This window comes from Flavobacterium sp. P21, from assembly GCF_050632225.1.
Taxonomy (GTDB): domain Bacteria; phylum Bacteroidota; class Bacteroidia; order Flavobacteriales; family Flavobacteriaceae; genus Flavobacterium.
In genome coordinates, this window is the sequence record NZ_CP192585.1 from 3,176,707 (window position 1) to 3,193,523 (window position 16,817).

General features: G+C 32.9%; 11 protein-coding genes and 3 pseudogenes. All 14 read left to right on the forward strand.

Going from position 1 to position 16,817, the window contains the following annotated elements:
- The first annotated feature begins 87 nt into the window (after positions 1 to 87).
- Positions 88 to 1,317 carry an HD domain-containing protein gene (locus ACQ9BO_RS15950; RefSeq protein ID WP_431241542.1) on the forward strand — a complete coding sequence of 410 codons (1,230 nt, stop codon included), beginning with the start codon at positions 88 to 90 and terminating at the stop codon, positions 1,315 to 1,317.
- Positions 1,318 to 1,356: 39 nt separating this feature from the next.
- On the forward strand, positions 1,357 to 2,400 hold the full coding sequence (lpxD, locus tag ACQ9BO_RS15955; protein ID WP_431241543.1) for a UDP-3-O-(3-hydroxymyristoyl)glucosamine N-acyltransferase: 1,044 nt from the start codon (positions 1,357 to 1,359) through the stop codon (positions 2,398 to 2,400).
- Complete coding sequence (locus ACQ9BO_RS15960; RefSeq protein ID WP_431241544.1) at positions 2,393 to 3,781, forward strand: bifunctional UDP-3-O-[3-hydroxymyristoyl] N-acetylglucosamine deacetylase/3-hydroxyacyl-ACP dehydratase; 1,389 nt, start codon at positions 2,393 to 2,395, stop codon at positions 3,779 to 3,781. The genes lpxD and ACQ9BO_RS15960 overlap by 8 nt, the downstream gene beginning before the upstream one ends.
- 72 nt (positions 3,782 to 3,853) lie before the next feature.
- Entirely contained in the window at positions 3,854 to 4,639 is a 786-nt protein-coding gene (gene lpxA, locus ACQ9BO_RS15965; RefSeq protein ID WP_431241545.1) for an acyl-ACP--UDP-N-acetylglucosamine O-acyltransferase, read from the forward strand.
- A gap of 96 nt (positions 4,640 to 4,735) precedes the next feature.
- Positions 4,736 to 5,302, forward strand: a complete 567-nt coding sequence (gene efp, locus ACQ9BO_RS15970) for an elongation factor P (RefSeq protein ID WP_132991049.1) — start codon at positions 4,736 to 4,738, stop codon at positions 5,300 to 5,302.
- A gap of 223 nt (positions 5,303 to 5,525) precedes the next feature.
- Positions 5,526 to 6,456, forward strand: a pseudogene (locus tag ACQ9BO_RS15975) (UDP-3-O-(3-hydroxymyristoyl)glucosamine N-acyltransferase).
- Position 6,457: 1 nt separating this feature from the next.
- Positions 6,458 to 6,820, forward strand: a complete 363-nt coding sequence (locus ACQ9BO_RS15980; protein WP_320567387.1) for a nuclear transport factor 2 family protein — start codon at positions 6,458 to 6,460, stop codon at positions 6,818 to 6,820.
- 86 nt (positions 6,821 to 6,906) lie between these two features.
- Positions 6,907 to 7,781: pseudogene (sucD, locus tag ACQ9BO_RS15985) on the forward strand (succinate--CoA ligase subunit alpha).
- Positions 7,782 to 7,919: 138 nt separating this feature from the next.
- Positions 7,920 to 8,348: a hypothetical protein gene (locus ACQ9BO_RS15990; protein ID WP_431241546.1), complete on the forward strand. Its 429-nt coding sequence runs from the start codon at positions 7,920 to 7,922 to the stop codon at positions 8,346 to 8,348.
- Positions 8,349 to 8,472: 124 nt separating this feature from the next.
- Positions 8,473 to 9,282 carry a leucine-rich repeat domain-containing protein gene (locus ACQ9BO_RS15995; RefSeq protein ID WP_431241547.1) on the forward strand — a complete coding sequence of 270 codons (810 nt, stop codon included), beginning with the start codon at positions 8,473 to 8,475 and terminating at the stop codon, positions 9,280 to 9,282.
- Positions 9,251 to 10,762 (forward strand): T9SS type A sorting domain-containing protein, encoded by a 1,512-nt coding sequence (locus ACQ9BO_RS16000; protein ID WP_431241548.1) that lies wholly within the window; start codon positions 9,251 to 9,253, stop codon positions 10,760 to 10,762. The genes ACQ9BO_RS15995 and ACQ9BO_RS16000 overlap by 32 nt, the downstream gene beginning before the upstream one ends.
- 264 nt (positions 10,763 to 11,026) lie before the next feature.
- Positions 11,027 to 11,641 carry an RNA polymerase sigma factor gene (locus tag ACQ9BO_RS16005; protein ID WP_431241549.1) on the forward strand — a complete coding sequence of 205 codons (615 nt, stop codon included), beginning with the start codon at positions 11,027 to 11,029 and terminating at the stop codon, positions 11,639 to 11,641.
- 89 nt (positions 11,642 to 11,730) lie between these two features.
- Positions 11,731 to 12,843, forward strand: coding sequence for a FecR family protein (locus tag ACQ9BO_RS16010; RefSeq protein ID WP_431241550.1), 1,113 nt, complete (start codon positions 11,731 to 11,733; stop codon positions 12,841 to 12,843).
- Positions 12,844 to 13,083: 240 nt separating this feature from the next.
- Positions 13,084 to 16,811: pseudogene (locus tag ACQ9BO_RS16015) on the forward strand (SusC/RagA family TonB-linked outer membrane protein).
- Positions 16,812 to 16,817 lie beyond the last annotated feature (6 nt).

Sequence of the window (16,817 nt, forward strand, 5' to 3'; positions counted from 1 at the left end):
CTCAATATCAGTTAAATTTAATGTCAACTTTTAAATGAAAAACTATAGTTATTTACTTATATTTGTTGACCTAAAAATAACCAAATAGTGACTCATATTAATAAGTTAAAAATATTCAATGATCCCATTTACGGGTTTATTACAATCCCGAACGAACTTATTTACGATTTAATTCAGCATCCATATTTCCAGCGTTTACGCCGTATTTCACAAATGGGACTTTCGTATTTGGTTTACCCGGGAGCCAATCATACCCGTTTTCATCATGCTTTGGGATGCATGCATTTAATGAAAAAAGCAATTGACACACTACGTTTTAAAGATGTTGCAATTTCTGAGGAAGAAGAAAATGCGTTATTAATAGCGATTTTGCTTCATGATATAGGACACGGGCCGTTTTCTCATGCCATGGAAAAGAGTATTGTTGAAGATGTGCATCACGAAGCAATTTCTTTATTATTTATGAATCAGTTGAATGAAGAATTTGACGGAAGATTAAGTTTGGCTATTCAGGTTTTTAAAGGTGAATATCACAGAAAATTCATGTTGCAATTGATTTCGAGTCAATTGGATATGGATCGAATGGATTATTTAAAACGTGACAGTTTTTATACTGGAGTTGCGGAAGGAAATGTCAATTCTGAACGATTGATTCAGATGATGAATGTTGAGAATGACATTTTAGTTATAGAAGAAAAAGGAATATATTCGGTTGAGAAATTTCTGCTTTCAAGACGATTGATGTATTGGCAAGCCTATTTGCATAAAACAAGTTTGGTTGCCGAATTGATTTTAATGAAAGTGCTAAAAAGAGCAAAAGAACTTACTTTAAAAGGAATTACTCTTCCTTGCGGCGAACCGCTTTTGTTTTTTATGCAAAACAAAATTACACTTGAAGATTTTGATGCCGAAAAACTGGATTTGTTTTCTCAATTAGATGATTTTGATATCATAAGTGCTTTGAAAGCATGGCAACGACAAGACGATTTTATACTTTCTACATTGAGCAAAATGATAATCAACAGAGATTTGCTTAAAATAAAGATGAGCGCAGAGAAGATTTCAATAGAAGAATCTCAAGCCATGAAAGAAGAGTTTGCACAAGATCATCATATTTCATTGTTAGAAGCGGGATATTTTATTTTTAGAGGAAAAATTAAAAACCAAGCCTACAGCAAAGCGGCCGAACCGATACGAATTTTGAAAAAAGATAAGACAATTGAAGATGTTGTAGAAGCATCTGACCAGCTGAATTTGAAATCGTTATCTAAATTGGTTACAAAATATTACATCTGTTTTCCAAAACAACTTATCTAAAATTAACATTTAAAATCTATTTTTTATATTTTTGTCGCGATGAAATTTACAGCAGAACAAATAGCAGGAATTTTAGAAGGAGAAGTTGTTGGGAATCCCAATGCAGAAGTTTCTCGGCTATCTAAAATCGAAGAAGGCGAGGATGGATCGCTTACTTTTTTGGCTAATCCAAAGTATGTCAATTATATATATACTACAAAAGCAACAGTTACAATTGTCAACGACAGCTTTATTCCAGAACAAGAAATTACCACAACTTTAATAAAAGTAGAAGATGCTTATGCCGCTTTTTCTAAGCTTTTGCATTTTTACAATCAGGTAAAATTGAATAAGGCAGGAATCGAAGCGCAGTCTTTTATGTCTGAAGGAACAAAATATGGAGAAAATCTATATTTAGGAAGCTTTAGCTATATTGGACAAAATGTTGTTTTGGGTGATAATGTCAAAATTTATCCAAACAGTTTTATTGGCGACAATGTTATAATTGGTGACAATGTATATGTTTTTGCAGGTGCAAAAATTTATTCAGAAACCGTAATTGGAAACAATTGCACGATTCATTCAGGTGTTATAATTGGAGCCGATGGTTTTGGATTTGCCCCTAATGAAAATGGAGAATACAGCAAAGTGCCACAAATTGGAAATGTTATCATTGAAGATAATGTTGATATTGGGGCAAATACTACAATAGACAGAGCAACTCTTGGTTCTACAATAATTAGAAAAGGAGTGAAATTAGACAATCAAATTCAGATCGCTCACAATGTAGAAATTGGTAAAAATACAGTGATTGCCGCACAAAGTGGTGTTGCTGGTTCTACAAAAATAGGAGAGAATTGTATGATTGGTGGGCAGGTAGGTATCGCAGGCCATTTAACTATTGGGAATAATGTTAGGCTTCAGGCACAGTCTGGAGTGGCAAGAAACATTAAAGACGACGAAGTTTTGCAAGGAACTCCATCTCTTGGCTATACTGATTTTAATAAATCGTATGTTCACTTTAAAAATCTTCCTAAGATAGTTGCCGAAGTTGAAGAAATAAAAAAACAAATAATAAACCCAAAAAATGGAAATAATGGTTAAACAGAAGACCATCAAAAATGAAATTTCACTAACAGGAGTTGGATTACACACTGGAAAAGAAGTTACAATGACTTTCAAACCAGCTCCTATTAATAATGGTTTCACTTTTGTTAGAGTAGATTTGCAAGGTCAGCCAATCATTGAGGCTGATGCTAATTATGTTGTTAATACGCAAAGAGGTACTAATTTAGAAAAATTAGGTGTAAAAATACAAACTCCGGAACACGTTTTAGCGGCAGTAGTTGGTTGCGATTTGGATAATATTATCATTGAATTAGATGCCTCTGAACTTCCTATTATGGATGGTTCATCAAAATATTTTGTTGAAGCGATTGAAAAAGCTGGAATTGAAGAACAAGATGCCCAACGTAATGTTTATGTAGTAAAAGAAGTAATTTCTTTTACTGACGAAGCAACAGGAAGCGAAATCCTTGTTATGCCAAGCGATGAATATCAGGTTACAACAATGGTGGATTTTGGTACAAAAGTATTAGGTACTCAAAATGCTACACTTAAAAGTATTGCAGATTTTAAAACTGAAATCGCAAGTTCAAGAACTTTTAGTTTCTTGCATGAATTAGAATCGTTATTAGAGCACGGACTTATTAAAGGCGGTGATTTAAATAATGCAATTGTTTATGTAGATAAAGAAATCTCTGAGTCTACAATGGAGAATTTAAAGAAAGCTTTTGGAAAAGATGAAATCTCTGTTAAACCAAACGGAGTTTTAGATAATCTTACGTTGCATTATCCAAACGAAGCAACAAGACACAAATTGCTTGATGTTATTGGAGATTTGTCTTTAATTGGAGTTCGTATCCAAGGAAAAATCATTGCAAATAAACCAGGTCACTTTGTAAATACTCAGTTTGCTAAAAAATTGGCAAAAATCATCAAAATTGAGCAAAGAAACCATGTTCCAGTTTATGATTTGAACCAAGAGCCATTGATGGATATTCATAAAATCATGGCAATGCTTCCTCATAGACCTCCATTTTTATTGATCGATAGAATTATTGAAATGTCTGATCGTCATGTTGTTGGTTTGAAAAATGTTACTATGAATGAAAATTTCTTTGTAGGACACTTTCCAGAAGCACCAGTTATGCCAGGAGTTTTAATTGTCGAAGCTATGGCACAAACGGGAGGGATTTTGGTTTTAAGCACGGTTCCAGATCCTGAAAATTATTTGACATATTTCATGAAAATTGACAATGTTAAATTCAAGCACAAAGTGTTGCCAGGTGATACATTAATTTTCAAATGTGAGTTGATTTCTCCAATTAGAAGAGGAATTTGCCACATGCAAGCAAATGCATACGCGAACGGAAAATTAGTGACTGAGGCAGAATTAATGGCACAAATTGCAAGAAAACAATAAATAATCAAATTTATTGTTTAGGTTTGTTGCCCTCAAATTAGACTATTTTAATTTAAAATATAAAACATACAGATGAATCAACCATTAGCATATGTTCATCCTGGCGCTAAAATCGCTAAAAACGTTGTAATTGAGCCTTTTACAACAATTCACAATAATGTTGTTATTGGTGATGGTACTTGGATTGGTTCAAATGTGACCATCATGGAAGGTGCGCGCATCGGTAAAAATTGCAACATTTTTCCGGGAGCTGTAATTTCTGCGGTGCCACAAGATTTAAAATTCGGCGGTGAAGATTCTCTTGCTATCATCGGAGATAATTGTACAATTAGAGAGTGTGTAACCATTAATAGGGGCACAGTTGCATCTGGACAAACTGTTCTAGGAAACAATTGCTTGGTAATGGCGTATGCGCACATTGCACACGATTGTGAAATTGGTAACAATGCAATTATTGTAAATGGTGTTGCTTTGGCTGGCCACGTAGTTGTTGGAAATCACGCAGTAATTGGAGGATTGGCGGCAATTCATCAATTTATTCATATTGGAGATCACGCAATGATTTCAGGTGGATCATTGGTAAGAAAAGATGTTCCTCCTTATACAAAAGCGACAAAAGAGCCATTGTCATATGTTGGTATCAATTCAGTTGGTTTAAGAAGAAGAGGTTTTAGTACTGAGAAAATCAGAGAAATTCAGGAAATCTACAGAATTTTATACCAAAAGAACTATAACACAACACAAGCTTTGAGTATTATTGAAGCTGAGATGGAAGCGACTCCTGAGAGAGATGAAATTCTTGATTTTATCAGAAACTCATCACGAGGAATTATGAAAGGTTATTCAGGAAACTATTAAAATAAAAGTTTAATTGTTTATTTGTTTAATCGTTTAATCGAAAAAACAGTTAAACGATTCGACGATTCAACAAAAAATAAAATAAAATAAATTACAATGGCATCTACATCAGATATTAGAAACGGATTGTGTATTAAATTTAATCACGACATTTATAAAATTATTGAATTTCTTCACGTTAAACCTGGAAAAGGCCCAGCTTTCGTAAGAACAAAACTTAAAAGTTTAACTTCAGGTAAAGTGTTGGACAATACTTTTTCTGCAGGACACAAAATTGATGTTATTCGTGTTGAGACACATACATTCCAATTTTTATATCCAGAAGGAGATGAATTTCATTTTATGAATGCTGAAACATTTGAGCAAATTTCTTTAAACAAAAACATCTTAGATGCTCCAGATTTGTTAAAAGAAGGAACAAATGTAATGGTTCAAATTAATACAGAAACAGATTTGCCTTTATCTGTAGATATGCCTGCATCTGTAATTCTTGAAGTTACTTACGCTGAGCCAGGAGTAAAAGGAAATACAGCTACAAATGCTACAAAAAATGCTACTGTTGAAACAGGTGCATCTGTAAACGTTCCTTTGTTTATCAACGAAGGTGATAAAATCAAAATTGATACAGCTTCAGGTTCTTACATGGAGCGTGTAAAAGAGTAATTCTTAATTAAGATAATTTGACAATGAGTCAATTAGAAAATTTGTGAATCAGCAAAAATTTGTATATTCATATTCTAATTGACTCATTTTCTAATTAACAATTTTTTAAATTAAGATAATTTGACAGTGTGTCAATTAGATAATTTTTCGATCAACACAATTTTTGTAAATTTATTTTCTAATTGACTCATTTTCTAATTGACAAATTTTCTAATTATACTATATGAAATTTCCAAAGAGTCATTCTTTACAAGAAATTGCAAATTTGCCGCATTGCGAATTTATTGGTGACAAAGACTTTCAGGTTTTGGGCATGAACGAAATTCATGTTGTAGAGCCTGGTGATATTGTTTTTGTTGATCATCCAAAATATTATGACAAAGCTTTGCAATCTGCTCGCAACTATTGTTTTGATTAATAAAAAAGTAGATTGTCCAGAAGGAAAAGCGCTTTTGATTTCTGATGATCCTTTCAGAGATTTCAATACTTTGACCAAACATTTTAAACCATTTCAATTTGCCAATGTTGCGATTGCGCAAACCGCAGAAATTGGTGAAGGTACCGTAATTCAGCCGAATAGTTTTATTGGAAATAATGTGAAAATTGGTAAAAACTGTTTGATTCATTCAAATGTTTCAATTTATGATCATACAGTTATTGGTGACAATGTAATTATTCATGCAGGAACTATTTTAGGGGCAGATGCTTTTTATTATAAAAAACGTCCAGAAGGTTTCGATCAGTTGATTTCTGGAGGGCGTGTAGTAATCGAAGACAACGTTGGAATAGGTGCTCTTTGTACAATTGACAAAGGAGTTACGGGTGATACAACTATTGGGGCCGGAACAAAAATTGACAATCAAGTTCACGTTGGACATGACACTATAATCGGAAAAAAATGCTTAATTGCATCGCAAACCGGTATTGCTGGATGTGTAATTATTGAAGATGAAGTAACACTTTGGGGACAAGTAGGGACAACGAGTGGCATTACAATAGGAGCAAAGGCTGTTATTATGGGGCAAACTGGTGTGACCAAATCAGTTGAAGGCGGAAAATCATATTTTGGAACACCAATAGAAGAGTCAAGAGAAAAGTTAAAGCAATTGGCCAATATCAAAAAGATTCCTGAAATTCTAAATAAATTGAAGTAATATGTCTATAAAAGAATTTGTTCAAAAATTTTATAAGTCGGATGCCTTAATTGATAGCGAAATCATGAAAACGTACTTGCATCCAGAAATAAAATTGGAGTGGCACAGTACAAAAGGATTGATCGAAATGGATTATAATTCGATGTTGGATATGGCAAATGATTTAAGTCGTGCGTATGTGCGTTCTAAGGTCAGAATCAGTCATATTATTGAGGAAGATGACTTAGTTTCAATACGTTACTCACATTATGTAAAAACTATTGAAAACCCTCGAGAAGAGATGTTATTGGCACATTTTTCAACTATTTGGCAAATAAAAGATGATAAACTTTTTAGAGGTTATCAGATGAGTCAATTTTCTTAATATTTTTTTGACAATAAAAGAGGCAAAATACATTACAAAACCTTATTTTTGCAACACAAATTTAAAAACTACATAAAATATATATCATGAGTGTTTTAGTTAATAAAGATTCCAAGATAATTGTTCAGGGATTTACAGGAAGTGAAGGAACTTTCCACGCTTCTCAAATGATTGAGTACGGTACTAATGTTGTTGGAGGTGTTACTCCAGGAAAAGGTGGAACAAGCCACTTAGACCGTCCGGTTTTTAATACAGTAAAAGACGCTGTTGATCAAGCTGGAGCTGATACATCTATCATTTTTGTTCCGCCAGCTTTTGCCGCTGATGCAATTATGGAAGTCGCTGACGCGGGAATTAAAGTAATTATTGCTATTACAGAAGGAATTCCTGTAGCAGATATGATTAAAGCAAATAATTATGTTAAAGAAAGAAGTTCAAGATTAATTGGACCAAACTGCCCAGGAGTTATTACTCCAGGTGAAGCTAAAGTTGGTATTATGCCAGGTTTCGTTTTCAAAAAAGGAACAGTTGGTATCGTTTCTAAATCAGGAACTTTAACTTATGAAGTCGCTGACCAAGTTGTAAAACAAGGTTTAGGAATCACTACAGCTATTGGTATTGGTGGAGATCCAATCATTGGAACTACAACTAAAGAAGCGGTTGAATTATTAATGAATGATCCAGAAACTGAAGCAATCATTATGATTGGTGAAATTGGTGGTCAATTAGAAGCTGATGCTTGCTAAATGGGTTAAAGCTGATGGTAACCGTAAACCAGTTATTGGATTTATCGCTGGAGAAACTGCTCCTGCTGGTAGAACAATGGGTCACGCAGGTGCTATTGTTGGAGGTTCTGACGATACAGTCTGTCGCTAAAAAACAAATCATGAGAGACAACGGAATTCACGTTGTTGATTCACCAGCTGAAATTGGTAAAAAAGTAAAAGAAGTACTTGGATAATCTTCAAGTCTTGAAATAATAAATTCCAAAAAGTCTCAATTATTAGTTGAGACTTTTTTACATTTTAAAAACTGAGGTATATATAGAAAAAACGTAGCATCTCAGAACCTCAGTATCTTAGAAGCTAGAAAAGAAAATATGAGTAAAGAATTAGAAAAGTTTAAAGCAACAAGCAGTTTTGCTTTTACTATTGAAGACAGTTTAGAAGAAGTTTGCAACGCTCCAGAAGGAAGTGCAGGAATTTTTGTAGTTTATGCTGTTGAAGGAGGAGAGAAAGAATTGATCATGGTAGGTTCTACTGGAACAGTTCAAAATGATGGAACGTTAAAAACCAAAAATGGAGGTTTATATGATAAAATTGTAAACGGACATCAATTTGCAAAAACGGGAAGAAAATATTCTTGGCCAGCACAAATGAAATTAGAGAACATTTCTGAGCTTGAAGTAGTTTGGTATGAAACTTTCAATGCTGATGCAAAAGCAATCCCAACTGCTGTTGAAGGACAAGTATTACAAAATTTCTTAGATGCAAACGGAAAATTACCACGTTGGAATGTAGCGTTCTAAGTTATTTTCAAATAGATTAAAAAGCCAAAAAGCCTTACTTTAATTAGTAAGGCTTTTTTTATGAAATTTTAGGTTTTAAGTTTTTGATTTTATATATTTAAAAAAACAAAAACAATCTAATCCTATGACCAAGAACTACTTGCTATTACTGGCTTTGTGTATTTTTTCTTCAGTAAATTCTCAAATAATCAATATTCCGGATGCTAATTTTAAAGCGAAACTATTAAGTATCGATCGTTTTAGCAATAAAGCGAAAAATAAGTTTGGAGATTATACGGCAGTAGATTTAAACGGTAATAATGAAATTGAAGTTAGTGAAGCTGAAAATTTGATTTATTTGGATGTTTCTCCCGGAGGTAGTCTCAATTATATAGCGAATCTGGAAGGAATAGCATATTTTAAAAATCTCGTTACATTAAATTGTAGTTATAATAATATTGCAACTTTAGATGTAAGAGATTTAAAGGTTTTAATGAATTTATACTGTTCGAACAATAAACTTACCTCTATTAATTTGTCAGGTTTGCTTCAATTGCAAGATCTTGATGTTGCGTTTAACAATTTTCAAAATTTAGACCTTAGTAATTTAAAAGGGCTTAAAGTGGTAAGTTGTTACAAAAACAAACTGACTTCAATAAATTTAATGGGTTGTAGTGAACTTTTTAAAATAAATGTGGAACTGAATGAGCTTGCTTCTCTAGATTTAAGCACTATATCGAAATTAGACAGATTAGAGTGTGCCTCGAATAAACTTGTTTCTTTAAACTTTGATAATTCTCCGATTATTAGTTATCTAAGTTGTGAAAATAATATGCTTTCAACTCTAAGCTTAGGTGAATTAAAAAAGTTGCAAAGTTTAAAATGTGATAACAATACGCCATTAAAAACTATTTTTATGAAAAATGGAAATATGGGAGGCAGACCTCACTTTTAGCTCTTGTCCAAATTTAGAATACATCTGTGTTGATCAGAACAACATTTTAAGAATTCAAAATTTATTAAAGCAATATAATTATACAAAATGCAATGTAAATTCATATTGCTCATTCGTACCAGGAGAAGCGTTTTATACAGTTCAAGGAAAAAATAAGATTGATGTTTTTAACGATGGTTGTGATGCTTTAGATCCGTTTGTATCAAATTTAAAATATAGTATTTCAAATGGGACTCTGACTGACTATTTATTTTCTGATAATTCAGGTAATTATAACATAACTGTTCAGGCTGGAACTTATACAATAACACCATTACTTGAAAATAGTGAGTATTTTACGGTTTCTCCAGCATCATTAAAACTAACTATTCCATTAGCTACTAATATTGATTCTAGGGATTTTTGTATTAGTCTAAAAAATCCAAAACCAGATTTAGAAATCACAATGTTACCGCTAGATGTAGCGAGGCCAGGCTTTTATACCAAATATAAAATTATTTATAAAAACAAAGGAAATATTCCACAATCGGGCGAGATTAGTTTGAGTTATGATGATGCTATTTTAGATGTAATAAGCGCTGTTCCTCAAATTTCAAGTGAAAAAACAAATACTTTATCATGGAAATTTGAGAATTTAAAACCATTGGAGATGAAAGAAATTTTAGTTGACATGAATTTAAATTCACCAACAGAAACGCCTCCAGTTAATAATAATGACATACTGAAACTTAAAGCAGTAATTAGTTCTGAGCAAATTGATATAACTCCGGATGATAATTATTTTGCTTTAAATCAAATAGTTGTAGGCGCAGTCGATCCCAATGATAAAACTTGTTTAGAAGGGAATATTATAAAACCTGAATTAATTGGAGAATATGTACATTATTTGATTCGCTTTGAAAATATAGGAACTTATTATGCTGAAAATATAGTAGTGAAAGATATGATTGATTTGTCAAAATTTGATATTTCGACATTGGTTCCAACAAGTTCGAGCCATTCTTATATAATAAAAATCTCGGAGGGCAATAAGGTGGAATTTATTTTTGAAAAGATAAAACTTCCTTTTGATGATGCGCATAATGATGGGTATATCGCCTTTAAAATCAAAACCTTGCCAACTTTAAAAGTTGGTGACACTTTTGAAAATGAAGCCAATATTTACTTTGATTATAATTTCCCAATCTTAACCAATAAAGCATCTTCAACTTTTAAAAATTTAGGAACGCAGGATTTTGAGTTTTCACAATACTTCAATATTTATCCAAATCCAGTTAAAGATATTTTGAATATCAATTCTAAAGTTGAAGTTGAAAAGCAAGCAATGTCTGTTTATGATATGTTGGGACAATTAATTATTGCGATTCCTCATGCTGAAAATGTTTCAAAAATTGATGTTTCAAAACTACAAACAGGAAATTATATATTGAAAGTTAAAACAAATTCGGGTACTTCGGCAGTAAAATTCATCAAAGACTAAATCGCTTTTTTTAAGATGAAAAGTCTTATAATTAGAATTATGTCTTAGAAAAAAGGAATTTTAACATTCGCACAAAATCCCTTTTAAATCAATAAAAAGAGACAGTTTTTAATATTAGAAAACTGTCTCTTTTGTGTAAATAAATTGGTTTTAAATATTAGCTTTTATATATTTATCGCACAAAAGTGAAAGATATTGTTAAAAAATTATAATCTCTCTATTAATAAAAATTATTTTAAAAGAGAAAGTTGCTCCAAATAGATAATGAAAACTTCAACCTTAACGTCCAATTTATTTGATGATAATACGCTTTGGAACAAATTGAGAGATGGTGATGAAAAATCATTCTCAATGTTGTTTGAAAGATATTATGCTGATTTAGTTCGATACGGAAATTCGCTTTCTCCATTTGAGGAAAAAGTCCAAGACTGTATTCAGGATGTTTTTACTGATATTTGGATTTATCGAAATTCATTGCAATCTTCAGTTGTCGTAAAAGCTTATTTGCTGTCCAGTGTGCGCAAGCGAATTGCGCGTTTGCATGAACGCGATCATATTTTTCGAAAAACTGCCAGCACAGATTCAATAGCCTTCCTTCTTGAATTTTCAGTTGATCACCAACTTTTAGACGAAGCTGATGATGATGCCAAAGAAAAAATTATCCACCTGAACAAACTATTGAATGATTTACCAGCGCGTCAAAAAGAAGCTATATATCTTCGATATCATCAAGGTTTAAGTGTAGAACAAATTGCAGAAATGTTAGATGTTAACTATCAATCTGCTAGTAATTTGTTGCATCGTGGATTGATGAGTCTTCGCAAGGATTGGAAAGGTAATTTTGCCTTATTTCTTCTGCTATCTGCAAGTAGTTTTTAATTTTCTTTCAAAAAAAATAAAAAAAATCACAATTTAGTGAGTATATAATAAGAGAGCTGTCCTCTATGTTTTTGTAACCTCATTTTTAGATGCAAAAACGTAACACATATACTCAAATTGAAGACTTCTTGTCTGATGAATCTTTTCAATCATGGATCTTACTTAAAATGGATCAAGATGGTTGGGAAGAATGGACTTTAGAAAGCCTTGAACGTGCCAAACTGGTAGAAGATGCTAGGCATTTACTATTGGCAATGAAAGTTCCTGACTCAGATTTAGAAAGATCTGATGTTCAAAAAGCACTTCAAAAGACTTGGCTGAAAATCGAAGAAAAAGAAAATGAAATTCTTTTCAGCAAAAATGCCAATACTAAGTTTTTCAAAAACTATTTTTTTACTGGAATTGTCGCCAGTTTATTCTTTTGTTTGATTGCTGTATGGTATTATAAAAATTATATACCAGCAGACAATATTGTCACTTATAAAGAACTGATAGCCGAAAATAGTGAAGGCTTAGTAGAGCAGACAAACAATTCGAATAATCCTCAAATTATCACATTATCTGACGGAAGTTCAGTTTTATTACAGCCAAATAGTAAATTAAGTTACCCTAAAATCTTTACCGGGAACGAAAGAAAGGTGTATTTATCCGGCGAAGGTTTCTTTGAAATTAGTAAAAATCCTAAAAAGCCTTTTTTCGTTTACGCAAATGAGATTGTCACAAAAGTTGTTGGAACTAGTTTTAGAGTTAAAGCTTTTTCTGATCAGCCAGATGTTGAAGTTCTTGTGCGCACCGGTAAAGTGAAGGTAAAATCAAATGATTTGGTTGCCAAAGCAAATCAGGAGGAAGTAGTGCTTCTTCCGAATCAGGCGCTTCGCTTTTTTAGAAACGAGCTGAAATTCAATAAAATAACAAATGTCACACAAGATAAGGAATTGGTTCAGAGCGCAGGCAATATTGAGCAATTGAGTTTTGAATTTAGTGATATTCCCGTTTCTCAAATCTTTGAGACAATTGAACAAGCCTATCAAGTCAAGATTGATTATCCTAAAAATAAATTGAAAGATTGCCATTTGACCACTTCATTGAGCGATCAGCCATTGCCCGAAAAACTTAAGATTGTCTGTAAAAGTATAAGTGCTACAACCAATTTTGAAATGAATGGAAATCAGATTATTATAACTTCTGAAGGTTGCAATTAATTTTTGTTTTATAACTGTAATTGTAAAACGTTTTTTGATTGAACCTAAAATTTAACACCAAAAATTAACCAAAAACCAAACTAATAGTATAAGCCTATGTAAAAACCAAAGCATAAAAAAAGTGCCGAAATGCTGTAACATTCTCGACACTTATTGGGTTGAATTGCTCTCTGTAAAGAACAATTCAGTTCGTTTCTTAAAATACACGCGAATCAGTATTAATCAAAACAAACCAAAATTATGAAAAAACCAGTTGGTAAACAACGATTACTCCATCGAATCATGAAAATAACACTATTTCAGTTTGTCTTAGCACTTATATTTTCAAGTGTTACTATGGCAAACAGTGTAAATGGGCAAAAAAATTAGATACTAAAGTTACCATTACAGTTGAGAATTTGACATTAGACAATGCTTTGTCTAAAATTGAAAAATCGGCGCAGGTAAAATTTTCTTATAACTCAAGATTGCCTCAATTAAACCAAAAGGTCAGCATCGAGGCCAATCAAGAAACACTTTCAAGTATCTTGAATAGAATTTTATTGCCTTTTAATATTACTTTTTCTGAAGTAAGCAATCAAATTGTTTTGCAAAAAAGTGTGTCTGAAGATTCATTTTCAAGCACTGCAAATCATGTTGCTTTATCAAACATATTTACTGCGGGACCAATTATAAAAGGGAAAGTAACCGATGTGACAGGAAACCCGCTTCCTGGAGCAACAGTATTGGCAAAAGGAACCAAAATTGCAGTTTTGACAGATTTTGATGGAAATTTCTCTATCGAAATGCCTGCAAACAGTACAGTTTTAGTGGTTTCTTATGTGGGTATGGAAACAAAAGAAATTGGTACTTCAAATACTTCTCCAACTATCGTTTTGACAGAATTAGGCCAAAACCTAAAAGAAGTAGTAGTAACAACAGGTTATGAAAAAACATCTAAAAGAACTTTTACAGGAGCAATCAGTAAAATTTCTGGAAGTGAATTAAAAATAGATGGAGTAGTTGACGTAAGCCGAATGATCGAAGGAAAAGTCGCCGGAGTTACAGTTCAAAATGTCACGGGGACTTTTGGTACAGCGCCTAAAATTACAGTTCGTGGTTCGTCTTCAATTTTTGGAGACACAAAACCATTGTGGGTAATTGACGGTGTGGTACAAGAGGACATTATTAATTTAACATTTGCCGACTTGGCATCTGGAAATTCTGAAACTTTATTAAGCTCATCTGTTGCCGGTTTGAATGCAAACGACATTCAAAGCATTGAAATTCTTAAAGATGCATCGGCTACGTCAATTTATGGATCAAGATCATTGAATGGAGTGGTGGTCGTGAATACCAAACAAGGACGAAGAGATTCTCCGTTGAAAATTTCTTACGGATTAGAACAAACTGTAAGAGCGGTTCCTAATTACAGTCAGTACGATATCTTGAATTCTCAGGAATCTATGAGTATTTTTAAGGAAATGGAAGCGAAAGGTTATTTGGATTTGCCATCTACAGTAAATGGAAGATACGGAGGTGCGTATAATATTTTAGGAAGAGCCATAAACACGTACAATCCAGAAACTGGGACTTATTTAGTAAATAATGATCCTGTGAGCCGTAATAACTTTTTGAAAAAATACGAGCAAGCAAACACAGACTGGTTTGGTGTTTTGTTTAGACCGGCTATTACGCAAAACCACTCTTTAAGTTTTTCTGGCGGAGGAAAAAACAATACTTTTTATGCTTCATTAGGGTATTATACAGATCCAGGATGGACAATTGCTGATGATGTAAAACAGCTTTCATCTAATATTAAAGGTACATTTTTTATCAATGACAAATTGAATGTTACATTATCTACGCTTGCTTCTGTTCGTGATCAAGGCGCACCAGGAAGTTATGAGAGTGAAAAAGATGTTGTTTTTGGAAAAGTGACACGTGATTTCGACATCAATCCATTTAATTATGTTTTGAATACGAGCAGAACGCTTAGGCCTTATGATGAAAATGGCAACTTAGAATACTACAGAAATAACTGGGCTAAAATGAATATCGTAAACGAATTAGCCAACAATTTCATGGAAATCGAGGTAAAAGATATTCGCTTTCAATTGGATTTGGATTACAAGATCAATTCGCACTTGACTTATAATTTAACAGGTTCGGCTCGTTATGCAAACACAAGCCGTGAGCATAAAATCTTAGAAGGATCAAACGTTGTTGGAGCCTATAGAGCAGGAACTGCAATTGGTGAAGATGGAGTAAATACTCTGGTGAGAGATCAAAACATCTTTTTATATCAAGATCCTAATGATTTGACAGCCCCAAAAGAATCGGTTTTGCCAAACGGAGGATTCTTAAGAAAGTTTACAAATGACATGGTTTCATATAATTTAAGAAACAGTGTTAATTACAGAAACATCTTCAACGAAAAACATGAACTAGAAGGTTTATTTGGAACCGAAATGAGAGTGGTTGACAGAACAAGCGATCAATTTACAGCCGCAGGTTTACAATATGATAGAGGATTGACAGCTTTTACGGATCCAAGAATTATTGAAAAAATAATAAACGCAGGAGATTCGTATTATGGTTTTAATGAAGAAAAAGAAAGAACAGTTGGTTTCTTTGGAAAAGTAGGTTATACATACGATCGTCGTTACACGGCTTCTGTTACAGGGCGTTATGATGGTTCTAACAGGCAAGGAGACAGCGATTCTTCAAGATGGTTGCCAACTTATACTTTTAGTGGAAAATGGAATGTGGCCGAAGAAAGCTTCATGAAAAATGTGCAATCAGTAAATACTTTGGCGCTGAGAGCTTCTTATGGTTTAACGGCGACTGCAGGACCTGCAACAAACTCTTTGGCGATTTATAAAAGTGCTATTACAGACCGTTTCGGACTTGATGACAGAGAATCAGCTATTAGAATTGAAGAACTACAAAATGGAAGTTTAACTTGGGAAAAACAGTTTGAGACTAACATTGGGGTTGATCTTGGCATGTTCAATAACAGAATTCAATTTACAACAGATGTTTACCGTCGTAAAGCTTTTGACTTGGTTGATTATGTAATTACTTCAGGTGTTGGTGGTCAAAGGATCAGACAAGGTAATAATGCTGATATGGAAACAAAAGGTTTGGAGGTTGCATTTACAACTAAAAACATTGATGCAAAAGATTTTAAATGGTCAACAAATCTTAATTTTTCAATTTATAATCAAGAAATTACAAAGTTGCAAAACACTCCAACTGCGTTTGATTTAATTGATGCAAATGGAGGGAATACAGTAGGTCATCCTAGAAATTCATTGTATTCTTATCAATTTACAGGTTTGAATAATCAAGGTCTTCCAACATTTATATTGCAGGACGGAGCTGAAAACAACATTACAGATGCCAACTTTCAGGATAATTTGAATGTTACTAAATATTTGAAATATGAAGGATCAATTGAGCCGAATAAATCAATTGGTTTAGCCAATACATTTACATACAAAAACTGGTCTTTATATGTGTTTTTCGTAGGTTCAGGAGGAAATAAGGTGCGTTTAAACCCAGTATATGATAGCACTTATGATGACTTGACCGTATTTACAAAAGATTTTACAAATAGATGGATTAATCCGGGAGATGAAAATTTTACAAATGTGCCAGTTATCGCAGACAAACGTTTGAATGCTAATTATGGAGGTGATCGAATTTTAGCGAGAGCTTATAATACTTACAACTATTCAGATGTTCGTATTGCCGATGGAGATTTTGTCAGATTGAAGAACATTTCATTGAGTTGGGAATTTCCTAGCGACTTCAAGAAAAAAATAGGAGTGAGCACCTTTACTTTAAAAGGTTCGGCGGTAAATCCTTGGTTGATTTATTCTGATAAAAGATTAAACGGACAAGATCCTGAGTTTCGTAATTCTGGAGGAGTTGCTTTGCCAGTTACTTCTCAATACACATTTACTTTAAACCTTTCATTATAATAGTCA